A 14,506-nucleotide genomic window follows, 5' to 3' on the forward strand; every position below is an offset into this window, starting at 1 on the left:
CACTCCGTCAGTTCTGGGCCTGGACAGTGTCGGCGTCGATCTGTTCGTCCAGCGTCCTCAGCCCTTGTCCGAGGTCGCGCACCCGTCCCGATTCCACGGCATAGCCGAAGTCCTGGAAGGAGACCACGTACTGGCCGCCGTTGATCGAGGCCGGAAGGGCGCTGCTGTAGCGGTTCCCGGCGATACGGAGGAACGTGCGGAACGCCGGATCGGAGTCCAGCTCGGGGGACGCCAGCGCCGCCTTCGTGGACGGCACATTGTGAATGGCGTTGGCGAAGGCGACGACCTGATCGGTGTCCGAGGTCAGGAATTTCACCAGTTCCCAGGCGGCGTTCTGGTGGGCGCTGCTCTGGGCGATGCCCACGACCGTGCCGGTGAGAAAGCCCCGGCCGTAGGTCTCCGGCCGGTCGTCCGGAACGGGCAGCGGAGCGGTGCCCCACTCAAAGGGGGCGTCCTTGAGGGATCGGGCGCGCCATTCGCCGTCCAGGTGCATGGCCAGCTTTCCGGTCAGAAAGGCGTTCTGCGAGGACATCTCGTCACCGAAGGAGGTACGGAATCGCTCCAGCGGGCCGTAGCCGCCCTGGCGGCGAATCAGCTCCCGTTGGGTGGCGAAGAACTCCCTGGCCGCCGGTTCCTCCGCCAGCCGTGCTTTTCCGCGCTTGTCGAAATAGGACGGTCCCCACTGGGCGAACAGCCGCTCCGGGCTGTTCTCGTAGAGACGGAAGTTGGGCATGAAACCGACCCGTTCATAACCGCCACCCTTGGCGCGCCGGGTCAGTTTGGCCGCGTTGCGCTTCAGCTCCGACATGGTGCGCGGCGGGCGCTCGATGCCCGCTTCTTTGAACGCGTCCTTGTTGTAGTAGAGGCCGTAGGAGTCGGCGAGCAGCGGCAGGGCGCACTGTTCGCCCCGGTAACTCGTGTAGTCCAGCAGGGTGGTGGGGAAGACCCGGTGCTTGTCCAGACCGGTCTTCTTCATGAAGGGGTCGAGATCCACCCACATCCCGGACGAGCAGTACTGCCCCACATTGTCGGTGACGAAGGACGAGACCACGTCGGGGGCATCGTCCCCACCGGCCCGCAGCGCCTGGTTCACGGTGGTGTCGGTGACGTTTCCGGTGGCCTTGACCTTGATGTTGGGGTGGCGTTCCTCGAACCGGGCGATGCTGTCATTGATCGCCTTGACCTCGTTCTTCTCCGCCCAGCCGTGCCAGAACCGCAGGGTCACGGGCTTGGTCGGATCGTCTTCGGCGCTGCCGGTGGCGGGGTTGGCGCAGCCCGTCAGCAGGAGGGCGCAGGCGCTCAGGACCGAGAGGAGGGGTGCCGTTCGTCGTGGCATGGGGCCGTCCTTCGGGGGCGGGGGAGTCAGACGTCGAGGCGGGCGGTGTCGAACACCGTGTGGCGGGCATCGGTCAGGGCCTGTCGCAGTGCGCCGAGCAGGATCGGATCCCCCTCGATCGCGCTGATCCGTATCTCCGGCCTGGGCAGGGCGAGCCCGGTCAGCTCGGCCTCCACCAGCTCCCGCAGCCGCTCCCCTCCGGCCTGCGCGATCTCGCCCGACAGCACGACCAGTTCGGGGTCGACCACCGCGACGACGGAGGCGAGCCCGGTGGCCAGCCGGCGGGCCAGCTCGGTGAGCACCGCGTCGCCCGCGCCGGGGGTGCGCAGAGCCGCGGTCAGCGCCTTGGCGGCGCTGGGCGCGTCGATCCCGTGGTCATGGGCCAGCTCCACCACGGCGGGCGAGCCGACCAGCTTCTGGAACCCGCCGCCCGCGTCCGGCCGGGCAGCGTCGTCCTGGCCGCCGCGGGCGAGCGGTGCCCCCGGCAGCGGCATATAGCCGATCTCCCCGGCCCCGCCGGTGGCCCCGCGCAGCAGGGCGCCGCCGAGCACGATGGCGGCGCCGACCCCCTCGTCGGCCCAGACCAGGACGAAGTCGTCGAAGTCCTGGGCGATGCCGTGGTGTTGTTCGGCGACGGCCGCGAGATTGACGTCGTTCTCGATGACGACCGGCGTACCCAGGACCCGGGCCAGGTCCTCCCGCAGGGTGCGGGACTGCCAGCCGGGCAGATGGGGCGCGTAGCGCAGGGTGCCGGTGCGCGGGTCGAGCGCCCCGGGGGTGCCGATGACGGTGGAGTGCAGCGCGCCGCGGTCGAGACCGGCGGCGGCCAGTGCCCCGTTGACGACCTTGGCCACCAGTTCGGCGGGAGCTGCGCTCGGCGTCCGGTCGTCCGCGGGGGCGGCCACCCGGTGGTCGCCGACGGTGCGGCCGGTGAGGTCGGCGACGGTGGCGGTGATGCCCGCCTGGTCCACGGCGAGCGCGGCGACGTGGGCGGCGGCCGGATCGATCTCGTACAGCTGGGCGTTGGGGCCTGGCCGCCCGGTCACATTGCCGGTGGTGCGGACCAGACCGGCGGACTCCAGACGGGACAGCAGCTGGGAGGCGGTGGGCTTGGACAGCCCGGTCAGCTCCCCGAGCCGGGTCCGGGTGAGCGGGCCGTGCGCGGCCAGCAGCTCCAGCGCGGCCCGGTCGTTCATGGCGCGCAGTACGCGCGGGGTGCCGGGTGTTTTGCCGGGTGGTGCGGCCATGGCGGTGCTCCCTGGCTCTGGCGAGGTCGGATCTGTTAAGAAACTTTCCTATTGATAAAAGGGAACGTAGGCGCCAGGCCATCCGGCGTCAATGGGTATGGCGGGGCCCGGCTCGCCCGTGTCCCGGACGACGAACGCTCCCGTCCCCTTAAGCGGGGGCGGGAGCGTTCGTCTCAGGCGGAAACCCTGGGTGTCACTTCACGGGCGGCTGCGCGGTCGCCGGGGCGGGCGGCGGAATCGAGCTGGCCGCCTGGGACTGCGGGGACTCGGGGTTGGCCAGGACCGAGGGCGCGCTCACGCCGGCCGCCGGATCGCCGGTCGCCGTCTCCAGGGCGGCCTCCGGGGGATGGCCGACCAGCCGGATGCCCGCCGCCTCCAGCGCCTTCTTGATCCGCCAGCGCAGCTCGCGCTCGACGCCCAGCGCCTTGCCCGGCATGGTGCGCGCCGAGACCCGCACCACCATGGAGTCCAGATAGACCGCGTCCAGCCCCAGCACCTCGACCGGCTCCCACAGCCGCTCGTTCCAGGGCTCGTCCTTGGCCATCTCCACACCGACCTGGGTGATGATCGCGCGGACCCGGTCCAGGTCCTCGTCGGCCCGCACCTGGACGTCGACGTTCGCGGTCGCCCAGCCCTGGCTGAGGTTGCCGATCCGCTTCACCTCGCCGTTGCGCACGTACCAGATCTCGCCGTTGTCCCCGCGCAGCTTGGTGACGCGCAGCCCGACCTCGATCACCTCACCGGAGGCGACCCCGGCGTCGATGGAGTCGCCCACGCCGTACTGGTCCTCCAGGATCATGAAGACACCGGAGAGGAAGTCGGTGACCAGATTGCGGGCGCCGAAACCGATCGCGACACCGGCCACACCGGCGCTGGCGAGGAGCGGTGCGAGATTGATCTTCAGGGCGGAGAGGATCATCAGCCCCGCGGAGCCCATGATCATGAACGATGCGACGGAGCGCAGCACCGAGCCGATCGCCGCGGACCGCTGCCGCCGCCGCTCCACATTGACCAACAGCCCGCCGAGCGCGGTGCCGTCGACCGCCTGGGCAGTGCGGTTCATCCGGTCTATCAGCTTGGTGATGGCACGCCGGACGAGGTGACGGGCCACGAACGCGATCACCAGGATCAGGGCGATGCGCAGCCCGACGTTCAACCAGGTGGACCAGTTCTCCTCGACCCACCCCGCGGCGTTGGTGGCGCTCTCCTGTGCGTCGTCGAGGGTCGTGGGACGAGGCGTCGAGTCAGCGGCCAGAGCAGCGGACCAGAACACAGCAGAAAACCCTTCGTGTGCGACATGCCCGCACGGATCGCCCGCGCGCGTAACCTCTCACACAGTAGCCGGGCGCAGGAATGTGCCGTTCCTGTGTTCGAGAGCGCGCGAGGGCGTCCAGGGGGCGCTCATGAGCGGGCGGACCGGCCTCAGCTCCCTCTTTTACCGCTGGACGGGAAGCGCGCTCCGGTACGGGCTCCGGGGCCCGTGATTCTTGCCACTCCCCGCCTCGCCCCCTCGGTCCGCGGGGCCGGTCCGCGGAACCGCAACGGCCCCGTGCGGGCTGCCCGGACGGGGGTCGGGCGGCGTGGTGAGCGGACGGTATACGCGGGGTACGCGGAAATGCCTCTCAACCGTTAACCCGGTGATAGTGGCGTTCCGGCCAGGGTTCAGGGGAAACTGGGGGAGATCGTCCCGGCGCGAGCCACGCGCCGCCGGCGTACAAGGAGGCATCCGTGCCGCATGTCCTGGTCCTCAACGCGTCGTACGAGCCGCTCGGCGTCGTACCGCTCCGCCGCGCGCTCATTCTCGTCCTCAACGACAAGGCCGTCAGCCTTGAGGACTCAGGCGCCCTGATGCACAGCGCGACCCGCGTCATACCCGCTCCCAGCGTTGTCCGGCTGAAGCGCTTTGTGAGGGTGCCCTTTCGCGGCCCCGTCCCGCTCACCCGCCGTGCTCTGTTCGCCCGTGACGGCGGCAGATGCGCGTACTGCGGTGGCGTCGCAACCAGCGTCGATCACGTCATTCCGCGCAGTCGCGGTGGTCAGCACACCTGGGAGAACGTGGTCGCCGCGTGCCGTCGTTGCAATCACGTCAAGGCCGACCGCCATGTCGCCGAGATCGGCTGGCGGCTGCGTCATCAACCCGCGCCGCCGTCCGGGCTGGCCTGGCGCATCATCGGCACCGGGCATAGGGACCCGCGCTGGCTGCCATACCTCCAGGCATACGGCGCGGAAGACGCCATGGCCCGGATCGACGGCAAATCCGCCTGAGACCGGGCCATCGTCATGTCTGCCCGCCGCGTCTCCCGCGGCGGGCAGCGTGCTCTCTACTTCTCCACCGCGTACGCCGACACCGACCGGAGCGAGTAGCCGGAGCGGGTTGCCCGCTCCACGCCCTGGATCCGGATGAACCGGGTGTCCGGGGCGTCCAGCCGGACCGACTCCCGGCCCCCCGTGCCGTGGTCCACCGTGGCCGCCGTACGCCAGGTGCGGCCGTCCTCAGAGACCTGGACGCGGTAGCGCGCGGCGTAGGCGTCCTGCCACCGCAGTTCGAGCCGCCCGACCCGGGCCGGGCGGGCCAGCTCCAGCTGAAGCCATGCACCGTCCTTCGCCGGGGAGGACCAGCGGGTGTCCGCCTTGCCGTCCACGGCGGCGGAGGCCGGGAAGCCGGAGCTCTCATCGCCCGATGAGGTCGCCCTGGCGCCCTTGGCGCGGGCCAGGTCCGGGCCGCCGGTGCGCGGGAGGACCCGTACGGTCAGCGTCCGCTGCTGCGAGCCGAACCGGACCGGCACGGTGTAGCTGCCCGCCTTGGTGCCCTTGGCGACCGATATCTCCAGTCGGACCGTGGCCGTACCGCCGCGCGGCGCCGTCACCCCGTCGGGCGCCCGGACGGTGATACCGCGCGGCGGACGGAGGGTGAGGTCGCCGTTGACGTCGCCGGGGCGCAGCGAGGTGAGCTCGGCGTCGACCACTGCGGGTGGCCCGCCGATCTCCGCGTCCGCCACCTGGTGCGACATTCGCAGCTTCACGGCCGGGGTGTCGGAGAACCAGGGGGTCAGCTCATGGACGTCCGGGGCGGTGGCGCCCGCCGCCCAGCTGAGCCGGATCGCGTCCGCCCGGATGTCTTCGCCCGCCACCTGGGTGGAGCCGCCGCGGGACAGCGCGCCCAGCTTCCGCCAGCCCTCGCCCGGGACATGGGCCTCGACCGTGCCCGGCGAGCCGTCGGCCACCGGGGTGGTGAGCGCGGAGACGGAGGCGAGGGGGCGGGTACGGCCGAAGCGCACCGTGACCGGACGGCTCGGGGCGTCCACCGCGGTGGTGACCTTGCCGTCGGCCGCCGCGCGGTCGCCGCCGGAGGTGCGCAGCCCCTCCGTACCGGCGCGGTCCATCCCCAGCCAGGTGTCCGCGTGGCCGACGGCCTTGGTCAGGAAGGGGCCCAGGACGCCCTTGCCCACTGTCACCCGGCTGTCCGCGATCTTCTCGCGCAGCCCCTCCACCGCGACCCGGGCCTTCCAGGCCGCAGCGCCGTCACCGCGCGCCTGGGCGGTGAGCATGTCCACGGCGCGCACCCCGGCGTCGCCGTACCGCCCCAGCTGGGCCAGCCAGGGGCGGACATCGCCGCCCAGCTTCCCGGCCAGCCGGTCGGGGGCGTCGCGCATGGTGCGGAAGGCGGTGCGCAGCCGGTCCGACGCCTGCTCCAGCCGCTTCACGTCGGTGTCGCCGAGCGCCGACCAGAACGCCGTGATCAGCGGGCGCAGAGCGGCCGACTCATCGCCGCCGAGCACCGAGGAGGCGTCGTTCCCGGCGAAGGCGCGCAGTGCCGCGCGGGTCTTGGCGTCCGGTCCGGCCAGGTCGTCGATGGCCGCGCCCCAGGACTCCTGCGGCCGGTAGCCGCGCGGGTTCCAGGCGAAGTCGGCGGCGGTGAACAGCGGGATCCGGGAGGCGGTCGGCTGCTCCATGGCGTTGGCCAGCAGTCCCGCGGACTGGGTGGCCACCGCCGGGTCCCGGCCGGTGTACGGGCCGAGGAAGATGCGGTCCTGCGCGTAGTCGTTGACCGGGTAGTTGTCCATGGTGACCAGCGGGTGGCCGAACGCGGACCGGGCTCCGGCCAGTTCGCCGCCGGTGATCGTCCTCGGCACCACCCCGACACCGGTCCAGGCCACCTCGACGCGGTGGTCGAGACCGGCGGCCAGCGCGCGCCGGAAGTCGGTGGCGCCGTCCTGGTAGTACTCGGTCGGCATCAAGGAGAGCGGAACGGAGCCGGGGTGGCGCCCGGCCAGATGGCGGGCGAGTGCGTTGGCCACCGTGGCCTGCGCCTTGGCGGCCGCCTCCGGTCCCGAGCCGTAGGTGTCGCTGTCCTTGCCGCAGTGCCATTCGCTGTAGCTGACGTCCTGGAACTGGAGCTGGAAGGCGCGCACTCCGAGCGCCCACATCGCGTCCACCTTGCGCAGCAGCGCCTTGACGTCGTCGGAGGAGGCGAAACACATCTGCTGGCCGGGGGAGACCGCCCAGCCCAGGGTGACGTGGTTGGCGCGGGCGCGGGTGGCCAGTTCGCGGAACTCCTCGCGCTGGGCGGCCGGGTAGGGGTCGCGCCAGCGGGACTGCCGATAGGGGTCGTCGCCGGGCGCGTAGAGATAGCGGTTCTGCTTGGTACGGCCCATGAAGTCGAGCTGGGCCAGCCGGTCGGCCCTGGACCAGGGGGAGCCGTAGAAGCCCTCGGTGGTGCCGCGTACGGCCGTGCCCGGCCAGTCGCGGACGGTCACTCCGGCGAACGCCTTGCCGTCCTGTCCGCGGCCGTTCCGGCCGTGGCGCTCCACCAGCAGCTGTCGCAGCGTCTGGACGGCGTGGAAGAGCCCGTCCGGGCCGACACCGGACAGTGCCGCGGTGGGCCGCCCGTCCACCGACCCGGTGGCCAGCAGATAGCCGCCGGAGGGGAGATCGCCGCGCTCGGGCGCGCGCAGGGCGCGCAGCGCGGACTGCGCACCGCGGCCTCCGGCGTGCACCACTAGTCCACGCGCCGGGGTGCGGCCACCCGGTGTGACCTCGTGGACCGTGCGCGCCCCGGCATCGTGCAGCAGGGCGCGCAGCGCGTCCAGCGCGTACGGATCGGCGTCGCCGTCGGCTATGAGCGTGGCCTCGTCCCCCACGGCGACCTGGCCGCCCTGGGCGCGCAGCGACTGGGGGCGCGGCCAGACGGGGGGCACCCTGCTGTCGCTGTCGCGGTCCGGCGCGGAGGTGCCGGGCCCCTCGTGGTCCACGGGTGCGGCACTCGCGCCCGGAGCGCCGCCGAGCAGACCGCCGATGACCGCGGCCGCCATGGCCGTCGCCCCCGCCGCCCTGTGCCTCTTACCCCCGAACTGCACCGGCTTCTCCCTGATCCGATAGACGGCATTCCACCCACGTCGCTGACCGGCGATGAGCCCACCACCACGCCGGTGAGGGCGTCAACACGGACGACCGATGTGCCGCCCTGGCCGCGTCGGGGCCGCACCGGCCGGACACACACCATGCGGCACGCCCCGCAAGTCTGACGGACGAGGGGTGGTCCTGTTCGTAAACTCTGTGTCCCCGATCCCCTGTCGCCGACAAATCGCCGCTCGGGCGGGATGTGAGGTACGGCACGTCCGGGGGTTGTTTACGTCTGCACCGGTTGCGAGTGGGTAAGCGCGATGTTGACCTACTGCCGACACCCCACGGAGGTCCGTGTGGCCGCGTCAGCTCAGCTTCTGCTCTCCGCCCTGTCCAAACCCGTGCCCGAGGCATCCAGTGACACGGATCCCTTCCACGGGGTCTCCGACCCCGACTGCGGACTGTGCGGGCTGGACGGCTTCGGGACCGGCGGTGCCACCGAGGCGCCCCTCACCAGCGAGCCTCCGCTCGCCGACAATGTTCCGCTGACCAGCGAGCCCCCGCTCGCCGCCGAACTTCCCCTGACCAGTGAGCCGACCGCCGCCGCCTGCGGAGCGGGCTTGGAGCCGATGGAGTTCTGATGGGCAGAGCGCGGCTCGCCGAGCTGCACGGTGTCGCCACCTCCTACGAGCCCGCCCCGGGCCGCACCGTCCAGGTGCCGGAGGACACCGTCGTCGCCGTACTCGCCGCGCTCGGCGTGGACGCCTCCACCCCTCGATCCGTCACCGAAGCGCTCGCCCGGCATACGAGCCGTGAGCGCGACCGGCTGCTGCCGCCCTGCGTGGTGGTGCGCCCCGGTGGCACACCCCGGCCGAGCGTGCCCGAGGGCACCGTACTGCGGGTGCGCACCGAGGACGGCGCACTGCACACGTGGGGGCCGGTGGACGGCCCCGCCGCCGAGCGACTGCCCGCGCTGCCGCCCGGCGCCCACACCCTGACCGCGCGGGCGCCCGACGGCCGCCGGGCCCGCGCCACCCTGATCGCCGCCCCGAACCGGATGCCCATCCCGCCCGCGCGCAGCCACGGCTTCCTCGTCCAGCTCTACTCACTGCTGTCCGCCCGCTCCTGGGGCATGGGCGACCTCGGCGATCTGGCCGACCTCGCCGCCTGGTCCGGCCGGGCGCTCGGCACCGGCTTCGTCCAGCTCAACCCGCTGCACGCGGCGGTGCCCGGTACCCCCACCGACCCCTCGCCCTACCGCCCCTCCTCGCGCCGCTTCCCCGACCCGGTCCATCTGCGGGTCGAGGATGTGCCCGAGTACGCCCAGCTGCGCGGCGCCGCCCGGACGCGTGCCGACCAGCTCCTGGACTCGGCCACGCGCTTACGCACGGCCGTCCTGTCCGAGGGCGCGCTGATCGACCGGGACGCGGTGTGGGCGCTCAAGCGCGAGGCCCTGGAACTGGTGCGGACCGTGCCGCTCGGCCCCGGCCGCCGCGCCGCCTACTGCGACTTCCTCGCCGAGCGCGGCCAGGCCCTGGAGGACCACGCCCTGTGGTGCGCGCTGGCCGAGGCCCACGGCCCCGAGTGGCGCGGCTGGCCCGACGGCCTGTCCGACCCGCGCTCCGCCCGCACCGCCCGCGCCCGCGGTGAGCACTTGGACCGCATCGACTTCCACTGCTGGCTCGCCTGGCTCACCGACGCCCAGCTCGCCGCCGCCCAGCGCGCCGCCCGCGAGGCGGGCATGGGCATCGGCCTGGTGCACGACCTGGCGGTCGGGGTGCACCCCTCCGGCGCCGACGCCTGGGCCCAGCAGGATGTGTTCGCCTCCGGGATGTCCATCGGGGCGCCCCCCGACGCGTTCAACTCCCGTGGCCAGGACTGGGGTCTGCCGCCCTGGCGCCCGGACGCCCTCGCCGCCACCGGCTACGCCCCCTATCGCGAGCTGCTGCGCGGACTGCTGCGCCACGCGGGCGCGCTGCGTATCGACCATGTGATGGGCCTGTTCCGGCTGTGGTGGGTCCCCGAGGGCCGGGAGCCGGTCCAGGGGACCTACGTCCGCTACGACGCGGAGGCCATGCTCGGGGCGCTCGCCCTGGAAGCGCACCGCGCGGGCGCGGTCGTCATAGGGGAGGACCTGGGCACGGTCGAGCCCGGCGTACGGGAGACGCTGGCGCGGCGCGGGGTGCTGGGCACCTCGGTGCTGTGGTTCGAGCGGGACTATCACACCGGCCCGGCTGCCGGTACGCCCCGGCCGCTGGCCCCCGACGAGTGGCGCGCCGACTGTCTGGCCACCGCCACCACCCACGATCTGCCGAGCACCGCCGCGCGGTTCACCGGCGACCACGTCGAGCTGCGCCACCGGCTGGGGCTGCTCACCCGCCCGCTCGCCGAGGAGCGCGCCGCGGACGCGGTCGAGGTCGCGGAGTGGCTGGCGCTGCTGGGGCGGCTGGGGCTGCTGCCCGAGGGGCCCGGCGACGAGGAGGCGGCCATCAGGGCCGTTCACCGCTTTCTGCTGCGCACCCCGGCCCGGATGGTGGGGGTGTGGCTGCCGGATGCGGTGGGGGACCGCAGACCGCAGAATCTGCCGGGCACCTGGGACCAGTACCCCAACTGGCGGCTGCCGATCGCCGACGCCACGGGGCGGCCCGTCTCGCTGGAGGAGCTGGTGGCCTCGCCCCGGCTGCACGACCTGATGGCCGAGCTTTCCCGCGCTGTACGGGAGCAGCCCGCCGCGCCGGGGAGGCGGGGTGCCTTACGGGGCCACCCCGCGCACGACCCGCGCGGAGGCGTCGGATAAGTTGAGTCCGTGAGCAACAAGGTCAAAAAGAACGCCGTGCGCGCCGGGGCCGTGGTCGCCGCGACGACGGCGATGGTGCTGATGTCGTCTCCCGCGTTCGGGCTCACCCCCGATGACGGTGACGACCCGGGTCCGGGCCTGAGCGTCGCCGCGACGCTCGGCCTCTACGTCGTCACTCCGATTGTGCTCTTCCTGGTGATCGCCGGTCTGGTGATTGTCGGAGACAAGAAGTCCGGCAAGCAGACCGACTGACACCGGGCGATCGACGAAAGCGCCCTGGGCGGGCGCTGCGAAGGCGCCCCCGGCCATCCGGCCGGGGGCGCCTTTGTCGTCTGTGCGGCCGGGTCCACTGCCGGGCGTTGACTCCGCCACAGTGCGCGGGCGCACGCGCGTCGACTCCTGCCGTGCCGCGGCGAGTTCACCATGGGTCACCCGGGGGTCCAGGGCCGTTTATTTTCGCTTTAACCTACGGTGACGTAACCTACGGAGCCGTAAGTAAAGACCGCCGCCCCCGTCCCCAGGAGCCCCGCTGTGACTCTCGCCCCCTCCCGTCGACACGGCCAGGTCGTGTGGAGCGACAGCCGGCTGCTCTTCGCTCTCGAGGAATTCGTCGAGGTCGAGCTCAACCGGCATCTGAAGATCGCCAAGGAATGGATGCCGCACGAGTACGTGCCCTGGAGCGACGGGCGCAACTTCGACGGGGTGATGGGCGGCGAGGCATGGGCGCCCGAGCAGTCCAAGGTCAGCGATGTCGGCCGGATCGCGCTGGTGGTCAATCTGCTCACCGAGGACAACCTCCCCAGCTACCACCACGAGATAGCCACCCTTTTCGGCCGTGACGGCGCCTGGGGTACCTGGGTCCACCGGTGGACGGCCGAGGAGGGACGCCACGGCATCGTCATGCGTGACTACCTGCTCACCAGCCGCGCCGTCGACCCGGTCGAGCTGGAGCGGTTCCGGATGCAGCACATGTCGGAGGGGTTCGAGTCCGACAACGCGCACAGCATGCTGCACTCGGTGGCGTACGTCGCCTTCCAGGAGCTCGCCACCCGTATCTCGCACCGCAACACCGGCCACCACTCCGGTGACCCGGTCTGCGACCGGATGCTGGCCCGCATCGCCAACGACGAGAACCTGCACATGGTCTTCTACCGCAATCTGCTGGCGAAGGCGTTCGAGCTGGCGCCCGACCAGACCATGTCCGCCGTCCGCGATGTGGTGGTCAACTTCCGTATGCCGGGCCACGGCATCCCCGGATTCGAGCGCGCCGCCGCCCAGATGGCCATCGGCGGCATCTACAACCTGCGCATTCACCACGACGACGTCCTCCAGCCGGTGCTGCGCTTCCTGAAGGTCCTGGAGATCGGCGGCCTCGGCCCGGAGGGGCTGAAGGCGCAGGAGGAACTGGGCCTGTTCATGGGTGGACTGGACGACCAGGCCACCAAGTTCGACGAGAAGCGAGAGGCGTTGCTGGCCCGGCGCAGGGCCCGTGCCGAGCGCGTTTGATCACTCTGGCACCATCGGACGATGGTCGAACATTCATCGCACCGAACGCCGGGCGGCACGACCCCCGACACCCCGGGGGAGACGGCCGAGGCAGCCGCGCTGCGGACCGCCGCGGCCGCCGGGGAACCCGGTGCCTACCGGGCGTACGCCGAACACCTCACCGGGCAGGGCCTGTTGGACGAGGCCCTGCCCTGGTGGGCCCGCGCGGCCGACGCCGGGGACCCGCACGCCTCACGCACCCTCGCGATCTGCCACAAGGACCGCGGTGACTTCGCGGAGGCCGAGCGGTGGTACCGCACCGCGGCCGAACGGGACGGCGGCTGCGCCTTCGGACTCGCCCGGCTGCTGGAGGAGTCGGGTGACACCGCCGGTGCCGAGGAGTGGTACGGCCGCGGGGCCGGGCTGGGCAGCGTCGAGTGCAAGACCAACGGCGCGGTGATGCTGGCCGCGCGGGGCGAGTGGGACACCGCCCTGGAGCGGCTGGCCGAGGCGTCCGACGAGGGCGACCACGTGGCTGTCCGCACCCGCGCGGTCATCGAGGAGATCCTCGGGGACCTCGAGGACTGGCGGGAGGCGCTGGCCGCGGCCGAGGCCCAGGGCGACCCCGAGGCCGCCTACGACGCATTGCGCGAACTCCTCGACCCCGACCGGGAGAGCATGTTCGACACCTACCCCCGGATGGTCGCCGAAGCCGAGGAGCTGTACGCGCGGGCCGCGGCGGTCGGCAGCGCCAAGGCGCTGGTGGACCAGGCCATCTTCATCGCCCGTGACCCCGGCCGCTTCGACGAGGCCCGCGCCCTCGTCGAGCGCAGCCATGAACGCGGCTACGACGGCGCGGCCTATGTGCTCGGCGTCTGGTTCGAGGAGCGCGGCGATCTGCGCGCCGCCGAGCGGTGGTACCGCACCGCCCACGAGGCGGACGGCGGCCACCTGTGGGCCTGCTTCAACCTCGGCATGCTGTGCAAACGCCAGCGGCGGCTGGACGAGGCCGAGCGGTGGTTCCGCGCGACCGGCGTGGACGAGGACACGTGGGATCCGTTCGACGAGGGCCAGGAGCGGATCGTGCGCGCCCTGGAGGACGTCGCCGCGATCCGCGCCGACCCCGAGCGGCAGCCGTCCGCCGCCTGGCGGGAGCGCCTCCCCGCACTGCGCGCCCGCGCCGAAGAGGGCGGCCCGGACGACTGCTTCGCCTACGCCGACGCACTCGACCGGCTCTACCGCTTCCCCGAGGCCGCCGAGTGGTACCGCACGGCGGGCACCCCGCGCGCCCTGCTCGACCTCGGCCGGATGCTCTACGGGGCGGGCGGGGCCAAGGGCACGCTCATGGCGCCGTACTACGAGCCCGCGGCGGCCGAGGGCGACGCGGAGGCCGCGTACGAGATCGGCGTCATCCACGACAAGGCCGGTGACCAGCGCACCGCGGAGATCTGGTTCCACCGCGCGGCGGGCCTGGGCCACGGCCGCGCCGCCTGGCAGCTCGGCTGGACCTCGCAGGAGCGCGGCGGCGACCCGCAGAACGCCGAGCGCTGGTTCGTCCGCGCCGCCCGCACCGGGCTAGTCCCGCCCGCCTTCTTGGCCGGGCGCAGCATGGTCCGCCGCGGCGCCCACGCGGAGGCCGAACCGCTGCTGCACACCGCTTGCGACGGCGACCACCTGGAGGCCCCGTACTGGCTCGCCAAGGCGCTGCGCGGGCTGGACCGCGTGGAGGAGGCCGAACCGTGGCTGCGCCGCGCGGTGGAGAACCATCCGCGGGTGCTGCGCCAGTACGACGCCCTGGCCCGGCTGGGGGTGGACGACCCACGGCTGGACCTGGCCGAGGTTCTGATCGGTCTGGACCGGGACGAGCAGGCGGGCGAGGTGCTGGCGGAGGTCTTCGCGGACGCCCCCGGCCACCGCACGGCCCACCGCCTGGCGGGTGACATCGCCCGGCGCCGCGGCGACTTGGAGGCGGCCGAGAAACACTTCGAGAAGGCCGTCGAGCACGACCCGGACGGCAGCGCCCGGATGAGCCTGGACGAGATCCGCGCCCTGCTGAAGCAGGTCACCCACCAGCACTGACACCGGGCGCCGCGGGGTGGTGGCGAGGTCCCCCACCCCGCCCCTTCCCGATGCTCCAGCCGCATGGTTCTGCGCTTGGGGCTACTCCGGCAGTGGATCCACACCGAGCAGGGGAGGCACCGCTCACTCGACAGGGGCAACCGCGGACTCCACCGCTGGCACCGCTTCTCACCGCGCCCTAGCGTCCTTTGCGGGGGAATATTCGATCTCTAACCCTAT

At 72.5% G+C, this 14,506-nt stretch carries 10 protein-coding genes; 6 read left to right on the forward strand and 4 right to left on the reverse strand.

Annotation, left to right across the window (positions count from 1 at the left end; translation table 11 throughout):
* Positions 1-7 precede the first annotated feature (7 nt).
* The 3 genes from AC4BEG_RS22755 to AC4BEG_RS22765 form a co-directional block, all read right to left on the reverse strand.
* The gene (locus AC4BEG_RS22755) at positions 8-1,336 is read right to left on the reverse strand and encodes an ABC transporter substrate-binding protein (RefSeq protein ID WP_490701595.1); all 1,329 of its coding nucleotides are present in this window, start codon (positions 1,334-1,336) and stop codon (positions 8-10) included.
* 26 nt (positions 1,337-1,362) lie between these two features.
* Positions 1,363-2,583, reverse strand: a complete 1,221-nt coding sequence (locus AC4BEG_RS22760) for an ROK family transcriptional regulator (protein ID WP_490701596.1) — start codon at positions 2,581-2,583, stop codon at positions 1,363-1,365.
* 193 nt (positions 2,584-2,776) lie between these two features.
* A complete protein-coding gene (locus tag AC4BEG_RS22765) occupies positions 2,777-3,856 on the reverse strand; it encodes a mechanosensitive ion channel family protein (RefSeq protein ID WP_490701597.1) in 1,080 nt (359 codons plus the stop codon).
* A gap of 455 nt (positions 3,857-4,311) precedes the next feature.
* Here AC4BEG_RS22765 and AC4BEG_RS22770 point away from each other — a divergent pair, with 455 nt between their 5' ends.
* Positions 4,312-4,848, forward strand: a complete 537-nt coding sequence (locus tag AC4BEG_RS22770) for an HNH endonuclease (RefSeq protein ID WP_201875534.1) — start codon at positions 4,312-4,314, stop codon at positions 4,846-4,848.
* A gap of 56 nt (positions 4,849-4,904) precedes the next feature.
* On the opposite strand, the gene AC4BEG_RS22775 is transcribed toward AC4BEG_RS22770, so the two are convergent.
* Positions 4,905-7,895: a glycoside hydrolase family 84 protein gene (locus AC4BEG_RS22775; RefSeq protein WP_490701598.1), complete on the reverse strand. Its 2,991-nt coding sequence runs from the start codon at positions 7,893-7,895 to the stop codon at positions 4,905-4,907.
* 387 nt (positions 7,896-8,282) lie between these two features.
* Between AC4BEG_RS22775 and AC4BEG_RS22780 the strand changes: the two genes are divergently transcribed.
* From AC4BEG_RS22780 to AC4BEG_RS22800, 5 genes are all read left to right on the forward strand, one after another.
* Positions 8,283-8,567: a hypothetical protein gene (locus AC4BEG_RS22780; protein WP_201875536.1), complete on the forward strand. Its 285-nt coding sequence runs from the start codon at positions 8,283-8,285 to the stop codon at positions 8,565-8,567.
* Entirely contained in the window at positions 8,567-10,723 is a 2,157-nt protein-coding gene (gene malQ, locus AC4BEG_RS22785) for a 4-alpha-glucanotransferase (RefSeq protein WP_490701599.1), read from the forward strand. The genes AC4BEG_RS22780 and malQ overlap by 1 nt, the downstream gene beginning before the upstream one ends.
* 9 nt (positions 10,724-10,732) lie before the next feature.
* A complete protein-coding gene (locus tag AC4BEG_RS22790; protein WP_490701600.1) occupies positions 10,733-10,975 on the forward strand; it encodes a hypothetical protein in 243 nt (80 codons plus the stop codon).
* Between the two features lie 279 nt (positions 10,976-11,254).
* Entirely contained in the window at positions 11,255-12,229 is a 975-nt protein-coding gene (locus AC4BEG_RS22795) for an acyl-ACP desaturase (RefSeq protein WP_490701601.1), read from the forward strand.
* A 21-nt stretch (positions 12,230-12,250) separates the two neighbouring features.
* A complete protein-coding gene (locus tag AC4BEG_RS22800; RefSeq protein ID WP_490701602.1) occupies positions 12,251-14,287 on the forward strand; it encodes a tetratricopeptide repeat protein in 2,037 nt (678 codons plus the stop codon).
* Positions 14,288-14,506 lie beyond the last annotated feature (219 nt).

The organism is Streptomyces sp. JLBJ103 (assembly GCF_058215575.1).

Coding starts and splice junctions, on each gene's coding strand:
- AC4BEG_RS22775 (WP_490701598.1), bottom strand. CDS start 7,895: ATGGCGGCCGCGGTCATCGGCGGTCTGCTCGGCGGCGCTCCGGGCGCG.
- AC4BEG_RS22760 (WP_490701596.1), bottom strand. CDS start 2,583: ATGGCCGCACCACCCGGCAAAACACCCGGCACCCCGCGCGTACTGCGC.
- AC4BEG_RS22800 (WP_490701602.1), top strand. CDS start 12,251: ATGGTCGAACATTCATCGCACCGAACGCCGGGCGGCACGACCCCCGAC.
- malQ (WP_490701599.1), top strand. CDS start 8,567: ATGGGCAGAGCGCGGCTCGCCGAGCTGCACGGTGTCGCCACCTCCTAC.
- AC4BEG_RS22755 (WP_490701595.1), bottom strand. CDS start 1,336: ATGCCACGACGAACGGCACCCCTCCTCTCGGTCCTGAGCGCCTGCGCC.